This is a genomic window from Mycobacterium colombiense (assembly GCF_001672755.1).
In the GTDB taxonomy this organism is placed as follows: domain Bacteria; phylum Actinomycetota; class Actinomycetes; order Mycobacteriales; family Mycobacteriaceae; genus Mycobacterium; species Mycobacterium colombiense_C.
Map to the genome: position 1 here is coordinate 24,448 of NZ_LZKI01000176.1, position 16,021 is coordinate 40,468.

The following is a 16,021-nucleotide window of genomic DNA, read 5'->3' on the forward strand; positions in this document are numbered from 1 at the left end:
GAACAGGATGCAGACGCCTACGGTTGTGCAGATCAGACTTTCAATCGACGAGAGGATCCGCCATGCCTGACACCGCCGCCGCGAAGAACAAGGCCGATTTCTGGTTCGATCCGCTGTGTCCGTGGGCCTGGATCACCTCGCGCTGGATCCTCGAGGTGGAGAAGGTTCGCGACATCGACGTGAACTTCCACGTGATGAGCCTGGCGGTGCTCAACGAAAACCGCGAGGGTCTGCCCGACGAATACCGCGAGCGGATGGTGAAGGCGTTCGGTCCGGTGCGGGTGGCGATCGCCGCCGAGCAGGCCCACGGCGCCGAGGTGCTCGCGCCGCTGTACACCGCGATGGGCACCCGGATCCACAACGAGGGCAACAAAGATCTGGACGACGTGATCAAGCTGGCGCTCGACGACGTCGGCCTGCCGGCCCAGTTGGCGGAGGCCGCGACCAGCGAGGAGTACGACGAGGCGCTGCGCAAGAGCCACCACGCCGGCATGGACGCGGTGGGCGACGACGTCGGCACCCCGACCATCCACGTCAACGATGTGGCGTTCTTCGGGCCGGTGCTGTCCAAGATTCCGCGCGGTGAGGAGGCGGGCAAGCTGTGGGACGCCTCGGTCACCTTCGCGTCCTACCCGCACTTCTTCGAGCTCAAGCGCAGCCGCACCGAGAAGCCCGAATTCGACTAGGCCGGTCGGGCGGCGATCCACCGCGATCGCCGCCGCCGGCCCGGCGGGTGGCTGTGTAAGGATTGCGGGCATGCGCGTCTACCTCGGCTCTGACCACGCCGGATTCGAGCTCAAACAGCAGATCATCGACCACCTCAAGAAATCCGGACACGAGCCGATCGATTGCGGCGCCTTCAGCTACGACGCCGAAGACGACTACCCGGCCTTCTGCATAGCCGCCGCGACCCGCACGGTGGCCGACCCGGAGAGCCTGGGCGTCGTGCTGGGCGGGTCGGGCAACGGAGAGCAGATCGCCGCCAACAAGGTGCCCGGAGCCCGCTGCGCGCTGGCCTGGAGCGTCGAAACGGCGACGCTGGCCCGCGAGCACAACAACGCCCAACTGATCGGCATCGGCGGGCGCATGCACACCGTGGCCGAGGCCCTGGCCATCGTCGACGCCTTCCTGACCACGCCGTGGTCGAAAGCCGAACGCCACCAGCGGCGCATCGACATCCTCGCCGAATACGAACGCACCCACCAAGCCCCGCCGGTTCCCGGCGCGGTGGGTTGACGCCGGAAAGGTCTGCGCGTGCCCGAAGGGCATACCCTGCACCGGTTGGCCCGGCTGCACCAACGCCGGTACGCCGGCGCGCCCGTCGCGGTGTCCAGCCCACAGGGTCGCTTCGCTGATTCGGCCGCGATCGTGGACGGCCGGGTGTTGCAGCGCACCAGCGCATGGGGCAAACACCTGTTCCACCACTACGCCGGCGGCCCGATCGTGCACGTGCACCTGGGCCTGTACGGCGCCTTCACCGAATGGGAACGTCCCGTCGACGGCCTGTTTCCCGAGGCGATCGGGCAAGTGCGGATGCGCATGATCGGCGCCGGCTACGGCACCGACCTGCGCGGTCCGACGGTGTGCGAGGTCATCGACGAGGGCCAGGTCGGCGACGTCCTGGCCAGGCTGGGCCCCGACCCGTTGCGCAGCGACGCCGATCCGTCGTGGGCGTGGAAGCGGATTGCCAAGTCGCGCAGACCAATTGGCGCGCTGCTGATGGACCAGACCGTGATGGCCGGCGTGGGCAACGTCTACCGCAGCGAGTTGCTTTTCCGGCACCGGATCGACCCGTTCCGGCCCGGCCGCGACGTCGGCGAGGACGAGTTCGACGCGGCGTGGACCGATCTGGTCGCGCTGATGAAGGTCGGATTGCGGCGCGGGAAGATCATCGTGGTGCGCTCCGAACACGACCACGGCGCGCCGTCGTACCGGCCCGACCGGCCCCGCACCTACGTCTATCGGCGGGCCGGCGAGCCCTGCCGGGTGTCCGGCGACCCGATCCGCACGACGGTGCTGGAGGGGCGAAACGTTTTCTGGTGCCCGACCTGCCAGAAGTGACCCGCCCGGGCCCGTCCAGAGCCGCACCCCGGGGAGAGCATGCGGATTGGCAGGAAACTCTCAGCTCGAAACACTGGTGCCAATTGTTTAGCAAAAGCATCGACGCGGGTAAAACAGCTCCTGTGAAAACTCTTCCACGTTTGGCCGCAACGGCTCTCGCAATCGGTGGGCTGGGTTTGGGGGGCTTGGGCGTCGCAACTGAGGCGCAGGCCCACCCCGGACCCTTCCCGCAATGGTGCCCGGGTGAATATTGGGATCCGGGCTGGGGCGACAACTGGGACTGGAACGGCTGCCATGACTGGCACCGTGAGGGTTGGGGCCCCGGCGGTCCCGGCGGCCCTGGGTGGGGTCCTGGCGGCCCCGGCCACTGGGGGCCCGGCGGCCCGCCGCCGCCTCCCGGTTGGCATCCCTGATCTGAGATAACTCACGCAACGCAAACGCGCCCCGCCAAGATACGGCGGGGCGCGTTTGCGTTCAGCGCTGTGCGGCGTCGCTAGATGACACCCAGCACGGAGTAGACCTCGTTGGACAGCACCAGGCTGCGCGGGTCCGCGTTCGCCTTGGTGGGGTCGAAGTGATTGGCCACATACGCGTAGCCGATGCGGTGCTCCAGGTCGACGAACCCGAACGAGCCGCCCAGCCCGCCGTGGCCGAAGATCCGCGGGTTGGGTCCATTGACGCAGCGCTGGTTGAGCATGTAGCCCAGGCCCCATCCGTGGTCGGCGACCCGCGGGCCCAGCACCAGATCGGTGTCGAGGCCGCCCTGGCAGACCCGCACCAGGTCCATGTGCTCGCGGCTGAGCACCTTCTCCTGGGCGAGCGCGTTGTAGAACGTCGCCAATCCCAGCGCCGAGACCTGCCCGTTGGTGCCGGGGAACTCGAGTTCGCGCCACAGGTTCAGGTCGTGCGAGCCGAGTTCGTCATCGGGGGCGAACCCCATCGAGATGGACAGTCCCGCCTTGGGGTGCTCGGCCAGGCTGGTGGGGTAGCCGGGGGCTTTCGCCTCGGCCAGCAGGTCGCGGGCGTGCGGCTTGTTGACCCGCTCGGCGCACCGGTGCTGCTCGCTCAGCGGCAACCCGATATGGACGTCGGCGCCGAACGGCTCGGCGATCTCGGTGCGCAGGTATTGGCCGATGGTCCGGCCCGTCACCCGGCGGAACACCTCGCCCATGATGAAACCGAAGGTCGTCATGTGGTAGCCCTGCGCGGTCCCCGGCTCCCACCAGGGCTCGGCGGCGGCCAGCTGTTCGCAGACGTAGTCCCAGTCGGCGACCTGCTCCCATCGCATCCGGGTGCGCGGGCCGATCAGCCCGGACCGGTGGCTCATCACCATCGCCAGCGTGATGTCTTGTTTGCCCGCCTGGGCGAACTCCGGCCAGTAGTGCGCGACCGGGGCCTGCAGATCCAACTCGCCGCGGTCGGCGAGTTGGTGCACGCAGGTGGCCGACAGGCCCTTGGTGCCGGACAACACGGTGGTCAGGGTGTTCTGCCGCCACGGCCGGGTGCGGGCCGCGTCGGCCCAGCCACCCCACAGATTGACGACCAGAGACCCGTCGAACCACACCGCGACGGCGGCGCCGACTTCATCGCCCAGCGTGAAATTGCGCTCGAATGCGTCGCGAACTCCGGCAAAGTCCGAGGCGCATGACCCGTGGATTGACGCGTCGGTCGTCAGGTCGCTCATGGCGCCTTTCTATCGAGCAGATAGTTAGCCCGAGCGGGCGACGGGAATCGAACCCGCGTAGCTAGTTTGGAAGACTAGGGCTCTACCATTGAGCTACGCCCGCATGTATTTAGTCGAGCGTGACTGTAGCTGGCGGCGAAGATCAAATCTAATCGACTCGGTTTTGTGATCGCTCCGTGAGGTCTGCGAGGTCGCTGCGCAGCCCGTGGCCAACCCGGTGTTGAGGGGCCTTAGGATCATCGAGGTCAGCGCGGGGTGTAGCGCAGCTTGGTAGCGCATCCGCTTTGGGAGCGGAAGGCCGCAGGTTCAAATCCTGTCACCCCGACCAGCACGACCGGCCCCGTGCCATGCGCACGACCCACCGACCGCCAACAACGAGCAAAGAACGAGCACTGAGGAGCACACCCGTGAAGAGCACCGTCGAGCAGTTGAGCCCCACCCGGGTGCGCATCAACGTGGAGGTCCCTTTCTCGGAACTCGAGCCCGACTTCCAGCGCGCCTATAAGGAGCTGGCCCGGCAGGTGCGACTGCCCGGGTTCCGGCCGGGCAAGGCGCCGGCGAAGTTGCTGGAGGCGCGCTTCGGTCGCGAGGCGATGCTCGATCAGGTCGTCAACGAGGCGCTGCCCGCGCGGTACGGGCAGGCAGTCGCCGAATCCGAGGTGCACCCGCTGGGCCAGCCCGAAATCGAGGTCACCAAGAAGGAGTACGGCGAAGAGCTGGCCTTCACCGCCGAGGTCGACGTCCGCCCCAAGCTGACCCTGCCGGACCCCGGCGCGCTCAAGGTCTCGGTGGACCCGATCGAGGTCAGCGACGAGGACGTGGACGCCGAACTGCAGTCTCTGCGTGCGCGATTCGGCACCCTGACCGGGGTGGACCGCCCCGTCGCCGACGGCGACTTCGTCTCGATCGACCTGTCGGCGACCATCGACGGCGAGGAGATTCCGGGTGCCGCCGCGCAGGGCCTGTCCCACGAGGTCGGCTCGGGCCGACTCATCGCGGGCCTGGACGAGGCGCTGGTCGGTCTGTCCGTGGACGAGCCCAAGGAGTTCACCGCGCAGCTGGCGACCGGCGAGCATGCGGGCAAGGACGCCCAGGTGACCGTCACGGTCAAGTCGATCAAGGAACGTGAGCTGCCCGAGCCCGACGACGAGTTCGCGCAACTGGCCAGCGAGTTCGACACCATCGAGGAGCTGAAGTCCAACCTGCGCGAGCAGGTCGGCCGCACCAAGCGCGCCCAGCAGGCCGAGAACATTCGCGAGGCCGCCCTCGACACGCTGCTCGAGCAGGTCGAGGTGCCGCTGCCGGAAGCCATCGTCAAGGCCCAGGTCGACAGCGCGTTGCACAACGCCTTGCACAGCCTCGACCACGACGAGTCCAAGCTCGAGGAAGTGCTGGCCCAGCAGGGCAAGTCCCGCGAGGAGTTCGAGACCGAGACGCGCACGGCGGCCGAGACCGACGTCAAGCGGCAGCTGCTGCTCGACGCCCTGGCCGACGACCTGGAGGTGCAGGTTGGCCAGGACGACCTGACCGAGCGCCTGGTGGCGACGTCGCGGCAATACGGCATCGAGCCCCAGCAGCTGTTGGCCTACCTCCAGGAGAACAACCAGCTGCCGGCCATGTTCGCCGATGTGCGGCGGGCGCTGGCCATCGCCGAGGTGATCCGGGCGGCGACCGTCACCGACACCGCCGGAAACGCCATCGACACCAGTGAATTCTTCGGCAAGCGAGCCGGGGCCGACGAGGACTCGGGCGAGGCCGGCGAATCCGATGAGGCTGACGCCGGGGAGTGACCGCGCCATGACGCTGTGAGCGAACGTGCCCTTTTCAGGGGTGCGTGGCCGCGAAACAGTGGGCTCGGTTGGTTAGTGTCGTGAATACGGATCTCGAGAAAGCAGGTAACCCAGTCGTGACTGACATGCGTTCAAACTCGCAGGGTCTCAACCTCACGGACTCGGTCTATGAGCGCTTGCTGTCCGAGCGCATCATCTTCCTGGGTTCGGAGGTGAGCGACGAAATCGCCAATCGGCTGTGCGCGCAGATTCTGCTGCTCGCCGCCGAGGACGCCACCAAGGACATTTCGCTGTACATCAATTCACCGGGCGGATCGATCAGCGCCGGGATGGCGATCTACGACACCATGGTGCTGGCGCCGTGCGACATCGCCACCTACGCGATGGGCATGGCCGCCTCGATGGGCGAGTTCTTGCTGGCCGCCGGCACCAAGGGCAAGCGGTATGCGTTGCCGCACGCCCGCATCCTGATGCACCAGCCGCTCGGTGGGGTGACCGGAAGCGCGGCCGACATCGCCATCCAGGCCGAGCAGTTCCACGTCATCAAGAAGGAGATGTTCCGGCTCAACGCCGAGTTCACCGGCCAGTCGATCGAACGCATCGAGGCCGACTCCGATCGCGACCGGTGGTTCACCGCGCAGGAAGCCCTGGAATACGGCTTCGTCGACCACATCATCACCCGCGCCGCCCACATCACCAATGGAGAAGCCCAGTGAACCCCGAAACCCAGCCCCAGGCGCGCTACATCCTGCCCTCGTTCATCGAGCACTCCAGCTTCGGTGTCAAGGAGTCCAACCCGTATAACAAGCTGTTCGAGGAGCGCATCATCTTCCTCGGCGTGCAGGTCGACGACGCGTCGGCGAACGACATCATGGCGCAGCTGCTGGTGCTCGAGTCGCTGGACCCCGACCGTGACATCACCATGTACATCAACTCGCCCGGTGGCGGATTCACCTCGCTGATGGCGATTTACGACACCATGCAGTACGTGCGCGCCGACATCCAGACCGTGTGCCTGGGCCAGGCCGCCTCGGCGGCCGCGGTCCTGCTGGCCGCCGGGACACCGGGCAAGCGGATGGCGCTGCCCAACGCCCGGGTGCTCATCCACCAGCCCTCGCTGCAGGGCGTGATCCAGGGGCAGTTCTCCGATCTGGAGATCCAGGCCGCCGAGATCGAGCGGATGCGCACGCTGATGGAGACCACCCTGGCCCGCCACACCGGCAAGGACGCCGCGACGGTCCGCAAGGACACCGACCGGGACAAGATCCTGACCGCCGACGAGGCCAAGGACTACGGGATCATCGACACCGTGCTGGAGTACCGGAAGCTTTCGGCGCAGACGGCCTAGCGGTTTCGGCGAAGGTCGGCGATCTCGGCGGGCCCCACCCGGCAGCATCCGCCGACGATGCGGGCACCGGCCGCGGTCCACTGCGCCGCCAGGTCCGCCCTGAACCGTGACGGGCCAATCCACTTGTGCTGCAATGCATCCCAGCGTTCGCCGCTGTTCGGGTAGACGATGACGGGCTTCCCGACGGCGGCGGCGCGCGCGATCGCGGGCAACACGTCGTCGGGTGTACAGCAGTTCACCCCGACCGCGACGACCTCGTCGACACCGGCCGCCACCGCGAACGCGTCGGCCAGCGGCTGCCCGGCGCGGGTCCGGTCGCCGTCGATGGTGTAGCTCAGCCAGGCCGGCTTCCCGACCGAGTGCACCAGCTCGGCCAGGGCCTGCGCCTCGTCGACGTCGGGCACGGTTTCGCACGCCAGCAGGTCCGCGCCGGCGTCGGCCAGGGTCTCCAGCCGCGGGCGATGCCATCGCGCCAGGGCCGCGACCGACAGGCCGTAGCGCCCGCGGTACTCCGATCCGTCGGCCAGCGCCGCGCCGTACGGTCCGATCGAGGCGGCGACGAGCAGCCCACTACCGCCGGATTCGTCCCGTGCCGCTTTGGCGAGGTCGACGCTGCGTCGCAACAGCCTGGCGGTGTCCTGCCGATCGAAGCCGCGGGCGGCGAACCCTTCGAACGATGCCTGGTAGCTGGCCGTCGTCGCGATCGTGGCCCCGGCGCGGAAGTACGCGGCGTGTACGGCGGCGATGGCCTGCGGGGCGTCGGCGAGCAGCCTGGCCGACCACAACGGGTCGGACAGGTCATGGCCGCGCGCTTCGAGCTCGGTGGCCAAGCCGCCATCGAGCAGTACGGATCCGCCGGGCCATGCAAAGCCCCCAGCCAAACCCACGACGCCACTGTAGGGTGAAATCTTGGGGGTCCGCCCAGGCCTCGCGTGAATGTTGGCGTTGGGTTGGCACCTCCACACCGAAGCAAGGTCGGAGGGCGGCCAGCCTCGGTCGCGTCACAACCGCGACACGCCAAAGACACGCAAAGCGCGCCTTTCGCGAGTGACGGGCACCGTCTGGCTATATGTTTCATCCATACGGACATGCATGAATACCACCGACGCGATTCGGCCCTTATGGTCGCGTCGGGCCCGAACAAACGGGTAGCGTCGGTGAATACATGCGGGGACAGGCAAGACCAACGGCGAACAGGAAGTAGGCCCTCAGCACCATGGCGCGCATCGGAGACGGCGGTGACCTGCTGAAGTGCTCGTTCTGCGGGAAGAGCCAGAAGCAGGTCAAGAAACTCATTGCTGGCCCCGGCGTATACATCTGCGATGAATGCATCGATCTCTGCAACGAGATCATCGAGGAGGAGCTCGCCGACGCCGACGACGTGAAGCTTGATGAACTCCCCAAGCCGATCGAGATCCGGGAGTTCCTCGAGGGATACGTCATCGGGCAGGACACCGCCAAGCGGACGCTGGCCGTAGCCGTCTACAACCACTACAAGCGGATCCAGGCCGGTGAAAAGGGCCGGGACTCGCGGCACGAGCCGGTCGAGCTGACCAAGTCCAACATCTTGATGCTCGGACCGACCGGTTGCGGCAAGACCTACCTCGCCCAGACGCTCGCCAAGATGCTCAACGTCCCGTTCGCGATCGCCGACGCCACCGCCCTGACCGAAGCCGGCTACGTCGGTGAGGACGTGGAGAACATCTTGCTCAAGCTGATCCAGGCCGCCGACTACGACGTCAAGCGCGCCGAGACCGGCATCATCTACATCGACGAGGTCGACAAGATCGCCCGAAAGAGCGAAAACCCGTCGATCACCCGCGACGTCTCCGGAGAAGGCGTCCAGCAGGCCCTGCTGAAGATCCTGGAAGGCACCCAGGCCTCGGTTCCCCCGCAGGGCGGCCGCAAGCACCCGCACCAGGAGTTCATCCAGATCGACACCACCAACGTGCTGTTCATCGTCGCCGGCGCCTTCGCGGGCCTGGAGAAGATCATCTACGAGCGCGTCGGCAAGCGCGGCCTGGGCTTCGGGGCCGAGGTGCGCTCCAAGGCCGAGATCGACACCACCGATCACTTCGCCGAGGTGATGCCCGAGGACCTGATCAAGTTCGGCCTGATCCCCGAGTTCATCGGGCGGCTCCCCGTCGTCGCCTCGGTCACCAACCTGGACCGCGAATCGTTGGTCAAGATCCTGTCCGAGCCGAAGAACGCGCTGGTCAAGCAGTACACCCGGCTGTTCGAGATGGACAATGTCGAGCTCGAGTTCACCGACGACGCCCTGGAAGCGATCGCCGACCAGGCGATCCACCGCGGCACCGGCGCCCGTGGCCTGCGGGCCATCATGGAAGAGGTCCTGCTGCCGGTGATGTACGACATCCCGAGCCGCGACGACGTCGCCAAGGTCGTGGTGACCAAGGAGACCGTCCAGGACAACGTCCTGCCGACGATCGTGCCGCGCAAGCCTTCCCGTTCCGAGCGTCGCGACAAGAGCGCTTAAGTAGATCCTGGAGCGCACCGGCACACCCAGCGGTGGCGTTCCCAAGCGCGTTGCGCACGGCCTGGACCTGCTGAACTTCCTGCTCGCCGACGTTCGCGACGGCCTGGGCCCGTACCTGTCGATCTACCTGTTGCTGACCCATCACTGGGATCAGGAGTCGATCGGCTTCGTCATGGCGGTCGGGGGCATCGGGGCGATTGTCGCGCAGGGTCCGGCCGGCGCCCTGGTGGACAGAACCACCGCCAAGCGGGCGCTGATCATCGGCGGCGCGTTGACGATCACGGCGGCGTCGGTGGCGATGCCCTTGTTCCCCGGCTTCTATTCCATCTCGGTGCTGCAAGCGCTGACCGGGATCGCCGGATCCGTTTTCGCGCCTGCGTTGGCTGCCATCACGCTGGGGCTTGTCGGCTCCCGGCGTTTCTCCCGGCGGATCGGACGCAACGAGTCGTTCAACCACGCGGGGAATGCCTGCGCCGCAGCGATCACCGGCGCACTGGCCTATGTTTCCGGACCGGTGGTGGTGTTCTGGGTGCTGGCCGCCATGGCGGGGGCCAGTGTGGTTGCGACACTGTGGATTCCGGGTGACGCGATCGACCACGACGTGGCCCGGGGCATGGACCATCTCGCCGGAGAACCGCACCCGCCGCCATCCCGGCTGACCGCGCTGCTGGGTAATCGGCGGCTGATCATCTTCGCCGTGACGGTCATCGCCTTCCACTTTGCCAACGCGGCCATGCTGCCGCTGGTCGGTCAGCGCCTGGCGCTGCACAACAAGGACGTGGGGACCGCCTTGATGGCCGGCTGCATCGTGGCCGCGCAGGTCGTTATGGTGCCGGTGGCCTACGTCGCGGGGGCCAAGGCCGATTCCTGGGGGCGAAAGCCGATCTTCCTGGCCGGATTCGCCGTCCTGGCCGCGCGCGGATTCCTCTACACCTGGTCGGACAACTCCTACTGGCTGGTGGGCGTGCAGCTGCTCGACGGCGTCGGAGCTGGCGTGTTCGGCGCGCTGTTTCCCCTGGTCGTGCAGGATGTCACGCACGGAAGCGGCCGATTCAACATCAGCTTGGGGGCGATAACGGCGGCGACCGGCACCGGCGCCGCGGTGTCGAACCTCGTCGCGGGCTCGATCGTTGTCGCGGCCGGCTACGACGCCGCGTTCGTCTTCCTGGGTGCCGTCGCCGCGGCCGGCTTCGTGCTGTATCTGATCGCGATGCCGGAAACGGCGGCGACAAGATCTGGCGCTGGATTCGCGGCAGCCGGAGGCGGGCACGGTATGGACGACAGTAGCTAACGCGCAATACGTGACCAACAACACAGTTTGGTCGGGTACTCGCCAGTAGCCCGTCGCTGACTTCGGGTTTTGCTGACAATGCGGCGGCGTGGCACGCATAAGGGACGGCCATGCAACCCTCAAAGAAATGCCATAATTGATACCGGCAGTGACATAAAGCGCTGGTGCGCTGAGGCCGCTCCGATGGCGCGTAACCTGGAACGTCGGCGGAGTGTCTGTCCGGTGAGCAAAGTGGAGGGCAAAGACGTGGATCCGAACGGCAGCGGAGCCGGATCTGACTCACATGGGGCTTCCCCCAACGGATCTGCACGTCAGCGTCTGGAGCAAGTCGTCATTCGCTTCGCCGGGGACTCCGGCGACGGCATGCAGCTTACCGGCGACCGCTTCACCTCCGAGGCGGCGCTGTTCGGCAACGACCTGGCCACCCAGCCCAACTATCCCGCCGAGATTCGCGCCCCCGCAGGCACGCTGCCCGGCGTCTCGTCCTTCCAGATTCAGATCGCCGACTACGACATTCTGACCGCCGGCGACCGGCCCGACGTCCTCGTCGCGATGAATCCCGCTGCGCTCAAAGCCAATATCGGTGACCTGCCCCGCGGTGGAATGGTGATCGCGAACTCCGACGAATTCACCAAGCGGAACCTGACCAAGGTCGGCTACGTCACCAACCCGCTCGAGACCGACGAGTTGTCGGACTACGTGGTGCACTCCGTCGCGATGACCACGCTGACGCTCGGGGCGGTCGAGACGATCGGCGCCACGAAGAAGGACGGCCAACGCGCCAAGAACATGTTCGCGCTGGGCCTGCTGTCGTGGATGTACGGCCGGCCGATCGAAACCAGCGAGAAGTTCATCCGGGAGAAGTTCGCCCGCAAGCCCGAGGTCGCCGAGACCAACGTGCTGGCGCTGAAGGCGGGCTGGAACTACGGCGAGACGACCGAGGCTTTCGGCACCACCTACGAGGTGTCCCGGGCGACCCTGCCGTCGGGCGAATACCGTCAGATCTCGGGCAACACCGCGCTGGCCTACGGCATCGTGGCGGCCGGTCAGCTGGCGGACATTCCGGTCATGCTGGGCAGCTACCCGATCACGCCGGCGTCCGACATCCTGCACGAGCTGTCCAAGCACAAGAACTTCAACGTCATCACCTTCCAGGCCGAGGACGAGATCGGTGGCATCTGCGCGGCCATCGGCGCCTCGTATGGTGGGGCGCTGGGCGTCACCACCACCTCCGGCCCGGGCATCTCGCTCAAGTCCGAGGCGCTCGGGCTGGCCGTGATGACCGAGCTGCCGCTGCTCGTCGTCGACGTGCAGCGCGGCGGGCCCTCGACCGGGCTGCCCACCAAGACCGAGCAGGCCGACCTGTTGCAGGCGTTGTTCGGCCGCAACGGCGAGTCACCGGTCGCGGTGCTGGCCCCACGCTCACCCTCGGACTGCTTCGAGACCGCGCTCGAGGCTGCGCGCATCGCGGTGTCCTACCACACCCCGGTGATCGTCTTGTCCGACGGGGCGATCGCGAATGGGTCAGAGCCGTGGCGCATTCCGGACGTCAGCACGCTGCAGGGCATCACGCACACCTTCGCCAAGGCGGACGAGCCGTTCCAGCCCTACGCGCGTGACCCGGAGACGCTGGCGCGGCAATTCGCGGTGCCCGGCACCCCGGGGCTCGAGCACCGCATCGGCGGGCTGGAAGCGGCGAACGGCTCGGGCAACATCTCCTACGAGCCGGTCAACCACGACCTGATGGTCCGGTTGCGGCAGGCGAAGATCGACGGGATCTCGGTGCCCGATCTGGAGGTGGACGATCCGACCGGCGACGCCGAGCTGCTGCTGATCGGCTGGGGCAGCTCCTACGGCCCGATCGGTGAGGCCTGCCGGCGCGCGCGGCGCAAGGGCATCAAGGTGGCGCACGCCCACTTGCGCTATCTCAACCCCTTCCCGGCCAACCTGGGTGAGGTGCTGCGGCGTTACCCGCAGGTGGTGGCGCCGGAAATGAACCTGGGTCAGCTGGCGTTCCTGCTGCGGGGCAAGTACCTGGTGGACGTGCAATCGGTGAGCAAGGTGCAGGGCGTCGCCTTCCTGGCCGACGAGATCGGCCGCGTCATCCGCGCCGCTCTGGGCGGGACGCTGGCCGAAGTGGAGAACGACAAGACGATGGTCGCCAAGATGGCGGCAGTAACGGTTGGAGCCGGCGCATGAGCTCAGTGGTTCCGGCCGGCAACAACATAGAGCGAAGCGATGACAGAGCGGTGCTCGTGACATGCGCCGCAACAATGCAGAGCGAAGCGATGAGGAGGAGCGACGCTCGTGACTGACGTGATCGGCAACCTGGCGGGCAAAGACCTCGGTGTGACCGCGAAGTTGACCAAAAACGACGGGGTCCCCACCACGGACCAGCCGCAGAAGTCCAAGGACTTCACCAGTGACCAAGAGGTCCGTTGGTGCCCGGGTTGCGGGGACTACGTCATCCTGAACACCATCCGCAACTTCCTGCCCGACCTCGGGCTGCGCCGCGAGAACATCGTGTTCATCAGCGGCATCGGCTGCTCCAGCCGGTTCCCGTACTACCTCGAGACTTATGGTTTCCACTCGATCCACGGCCGCGCACCGGCCATCGCGACCGGTCTGGCGCTGGCCCGCGAGGACCTCTCGGTGTGGGTGGTCACGGGTGACGGCGACGCGCTGTCGATCGGGGGTAACCACCTGATCCACGCGCTGCGCCGCAACGTCAACATCACCATCCTGCTGTTCAACAACCGGATCTACGGTCTGACCAAGGGGCAGTACTCGCCGACGTCAGAGGTCGGCAAGGTCACCAAGTCGACCCCGATGGGATCGCTGGACCACCCGTTCAACCCGGTATCGCTGGCGCTGGGCGCCGAGGCGACCTTCGTCGGCCGCGCGCTGGACTCCGACCGCAACGGGCTGACCGAGGTGCTGCGCGCTGCCGCAGGCCACCGGGGCGCCGCCGTGGTCGAGATCCTGCAGGACTGCCCGATCTTCAACGACGGCTCGTTCGACGCGCTGCGCAAGGAAGGCGCCGAGGAGCGGGTCATCAACGTCCGCCACGGCGAGCCAATTGTGTTCGGCGCCAACGGCGAATACTGCGTGGTCAAGTCCGGCTTCGGCCTGGAGGTGGCCAAGACGGCCGACGTGTCGGTCGACGAGATCGTGGTGCACGACGCGCACAGCGACAACTCGGCCTACGCCTTCGCCCTGTCCCGGTTGTCGGACCAGAACCTCGATCACACCGTGCTCGGCATCTTCCGCAACATCAGCCGGCCCACCTACGACGACGCGGCTCGCGCGCAGGTGCAGGCGGCCCAGTCGGCGAAGGCGTTCGACTCCGCCGCGCTGCAATCGCTGCTGCGCGGGCGCGACACCTGGACCGTCGACTGACGTGGGCGACCAGATGCCCGACACAGAGAAAAAGGCCGGGTCGCTGGCGGGGATCGTGCTGGCCGGCGGTGAATCGCGGCGGATGGGCCGTGACAAGGCCACCCTGCCCGGCCCCGGCGGTGCCGCGACGCTCCTCGAACACGTTGCGGCGGTCCTCGCGCAGCGCTGCGAGCCGGTTTTCGTGATGGCCGCGCCGGGCCAACCGTTGCCCGCGGTGGATGCGCAGGTCGTCCGCGACGAGGTGCGCGGCCAGGGGCCGCTGCCGGCGACCGGACGCGGGTTGCGGGCGGCCGCGGAGGCGGGCGCCCGGTATGCCTTCGTCTGCGCCGTCGACATGCCGCTGCTGTCTGCGGAATTGATCGACGAGCTGGTGAAGCTGGCCACCGAGACCAACGCCGAGATCGTGTTGCCGTGGGACGGTCGCAGCCACTACCTGGCCGCCGTGTACCGCACCGATCTGGCCGAGCGGATCGACGGCCTGGTGGCCGGCGGCGCCCGTTCCATGCGTGCCCTGATCGACGCGTCGGACGCCCAGCAGATCGTGCTGCCTGAATCGCGCTTCCTGGCCAACGTCAACACGGAGAGCGACCTGCTCGCTCTGGCGCAGTCGCGGGGCTGACGGCGGAGCGCCGGGCGGATCGAGCCGGCGGACTCCACGTTTCGACAAATCGACGCCACTGACACCGCGCCGTAAACACGGCATTTGTTTATTTCGCCATTCTTGAAATACGCACCGCGCAATTTCCGCATTGCGGCGACGACGTCAATACGGAAGATTTGCCGATCAGTCATCGTGATCTGTTGCGGCAGTAGCGATTTGAGGATCGACCAATGGTGTCTGCCGGTTTCGGTCGGCGCAGCATGCCCGGAGCCTCCGCTAGAGCTGTAAGCCGTTTCAGCAAAATCGGCTTTTCGAAATCTTCCGCGCCGCTGTCGATTGGCGTTAGGCGGTTGGCGGCGCCGTGGCCGGTCTCGATGGTGAGTCCTGGACTCTTCGGGGCGTTCGAAAGCCGTTGCCGCCGTGCGTTATTAATGAAAGTCGTTGTTGAGCAGGGTAATACGTCGAGCGCGCGCTATCGGCGTCGAAGACGCGGTCGCACGCGAAGTATTCAGTCGAATTATGCTGGTGCACAGTGGAAGTCGATATCATCCGGCGTTCTTGACCGCCGGGCTGCGTGGGTGCGTTGCGGCAAACGTGACTTGCGGTATGCTGCGCCGGTTTGCGGTCGGCGCGTTCGGATCCGTTGAAGCGCTGGCCAATCGGCCTCGGCACGGCAAATAAACGTGCGCCAGCTCACAAAACGCAGGTGATTCGGCTCACCATTCGTTTGGCCGTTGCGTCCGAGCGCCGATTCGACAAAGCCCGTATGACCTGCACAAATGATCGGGATATCACGGCGTGATCGGCGCGTTACCGAAACGAGATATCCGATTTCCGAAGATGACGAATGCGCCGGGGTCTTCTACGGTCCGTGTTAGCCCAAAACGGGTTACGGAAGAGTAATCAGATAATTGAATCCACGGACCCGCGTGCGAGCGGCGCCACGGACGGCGAAAGCCCGACCGTGGTCGGTGGGTAACGCCCACCGGGCAGACTTGGCCCGCCGCTGCCGTGCCTGACCCAGACGGCACGTTTCAAAGCAGGCATCAACCAGACAGCTTCAGCCCACATCCGTGGGCTTGCTTTGGCGCGCGCGCACCGCGAAAGGAACAAACTTGAAGAACGTCCGAAAGACGCTCATTCTTGCCGCGGTCACGGGCACGCTCGTGACCATCCCATCGGCCACCGCGCACGCGGACCCGGAAGCGGTGGGCTTCGACCCCAACGCGCCGGCCGCCGGCCCCGCGCCGGACGCTCCGCCGCCGCCCCCGGCTCCGGACGCTCCGCCGCCGCCGGCGAACGAGATCCGCAGCGGCGCTCGCGCGCGAATTCGTGGGCGTGTCATGGGGA

13 protein-coding genes, 2 tRNA genes and 1 pseudogene are annotated in these 16,021 nt (G+C 66.8%); 13 read left to right on the forward strand and 3 right to left on the reverse strand.

The annotated features are described in order from the left end of the window. Window positions 1-62: 62 nt before the first annotated feature. The 3 genes from A5708_RS22615 (at window position 63) to A5708_RS22625 (ending at window position 2,061) form a co-directional block, all read left to right on the forward strand. On the forward strand, window positions 63-686 hold the full coding sequence (locus tag A5708_RS22615) for a DsbA family protein (RefSeq protein WP_065030761.1): 624 nt from the start codon (window positions 63-65) through the stop codon (window positions 684-686). A gap of 70 nt (window positions 687-756) precedes the next feature. Further along, the gene (locus tag A5708_RS22620) at window positions 757-1,236 is read left to right on the forward strand and encodes a ribose-5-phosphate isomerase (protein WP_065030762.1); all 480 of its coding nucleotides are present in this window, start codon (window positions 757-759) and stop codon (window positions 1,234-1,236) included. Between the two features lie 18 nt (window positions 1,237-1,254). Continuing rightward, window positions 1,255-2,061, forward strand: a complete 807-nt coding sequence (locus A5708_RS22625; protein ID WP_065030763.1) for an Fpg/Nei family DNA glycosylase — start codon at window positions 1,255-1,257, stop codon at window positions 2,059-2,061. A 493-nt stretch (window positions 2,062-2,554) separates the two neighbouring features. Here the strand turns inward: A5708_RS22625 and A5708_RS22630 are convergent, their stop codons facing one another. Both A5708_RS22630 and A5708_RS22635 read right to left on the reverse strand, forming a co-directional pair. After that, on the reverse strand, window positions 2,555-3,745 hold the full coding sequence (locus tag A5708_RS22630) for a serine hydrolase domain-containing protein (protein WP_065030764.1): 1,191 nt from the start codon (window positions 3,743-3,745) through the stop codon (window positions 2,555-2,557). A 32-nt stretch (window positions 3,746-3,777) separates the two neighbouring features. Beyond that, window positions 3,778-3,848 (reverse strand) — tRNA-Gly (locus A5708_RS22635). A 148-nt stretch (window positions 3,849-3,996) separates the two neighbouring features. Here A5708_RS22635 and A5708_RS22640 point away from each other — a divergent pair. From A5708_RS22640 to clpP2, 4 genes are all read left to right on the forward strand, one after another. After that, window positions 3,997-4,073 (forward strand) — tRNA-Pro (locus A5708_RS22640). Between the two features lie 79 nt (window positions 4,074-4,152). Beyond that, complete coding sequence (tig, locus tag A5708_RS22645) at window positions 4,153-5,535, forward strand: trigger factor (protein WP_065030765.1); 1,383 nt, start codon at window positions 4,153-4,155, stop codon at window positions 5,533-5,535. A gap of 125 nt (window positions 5,536-5,660) precedes the next feature. Next, on the forward strand, window positions 5,661-6,251 hold the full coding sequence (gene clpP1, locus A5708_RS22650) for an ATP-dependent CLP protease proteolytic subunit ClpP1 (RefSeq protein WP_065030766.1): 591 nt from the start codon (window positions 5,661-5,663) through the stop codon (window positions 6,249-6,251). Further along, entirely contained in the window at window positions 6,248-6,883 is a 636-nt protein-coding gene (gene clpP2 / locus A5708_RS22655) for an ATP-dependent CLP protease proteolytic subunit ClpP2 (RefSeq protein ID WP_065030767.1), read from the forward strand. The genes clpP1 and clpP2 overlap by 4 nt, the downstream gene beginning before the upstream one ends. Here clpP2 and mmuM read toward each other — a convergent pair. Beyond that, on the reverse strand, window positions 6,880-7,770 hold the full coding sequence (gene mmuM / locus A5708_RS22660) for a homocysteine S-methyltransferase (protein WP_065030768.1): 891 nt from the start codon (window positions 7,768-7,770) through the stop codon (window positions 6,880-6,882). The two genes, clpP2 and mmuM, sit on opposite strands and share 4 nt — an antisense overlap. A 329-nt stretch (window positions 7,771-8,099) precedes the next feature. Between mmuM and clpX the strand changes: the two genes are divergently transcribed. The 6 genes and pseudogenes from clpX to A5708_RS26510 all read left to right on the forward strand — a co-directional run. Next, on the forward strand, window positions 8,100-9,380 hold the full coding sequence (clpX, locus tag A5708_RS22665; protein WP_064953001.1) for an ATP-dependent Clp protease ATP-binding subunit ClpX: 1,281 nt from the start codon (window positions 8,100-8,102) through the stop codon (window positions 9,378-9,380). A 7-nt stretch (window positions 9,381-9,387) separates the two neighbouring features. Beyond that, entirely contained in the window at window positions 9,388-10,671 is a 1,284-nt protein-coding gene (locus tag A5708_RS22670) for an MFS transporter (RefSeq protein WP_065030769.1), read from the forward strand. A gap of 246 nt (window positions 10,672-10,917) precedes the next feature. Then, window positions 10,918-12,870: a 2-oxoacid:acceptor oxidoreductase subunit alpha gene (locus tag A5708_RS22675; protein WP_155766148.1), complete on the forward strand. Its 1,953-nt coding sequence runs from the start codon at window positions 10,918-10,920 to the stop codon at window positions 12,868-12,870. 108 nt (window positions 12,871-12,978) lie between these two features. Next, window positions 12,979-14,070, forward strand: coding sequence for a 2-oxoacid:ferredoxin oxidoreductase subunit beta (locus A5708_RS22680; RefSeq protein WP_065030770.1), 1,092 nt, complete (start codon window positions 12,979-12,981; stop codon window positions 14,068-14,070). Between the two features lie 13 nt (window positions 14,071-14,083). Then, window positions 14,084-14,689 carry a molybdenum cofactor guanylyltransferase gene (gene mobA, locus A5708_RS22685; protein WP_065030773.1) on the forward strand — a complete coding sequence of 202 codons (606 nt, stop codon included), beginning with the start codon at window positions 14,084-14,086 and terminating at the stop codon, window positions 14,687-14,689. Between the two features lie 1,097 nt (window positions 14,690-15,786). Then, window positions 15,787-16,021 (forward strand): annotated as a pseudogene (locus A5708_RS26510) (hypothetical protein); the annotation flags it as partial.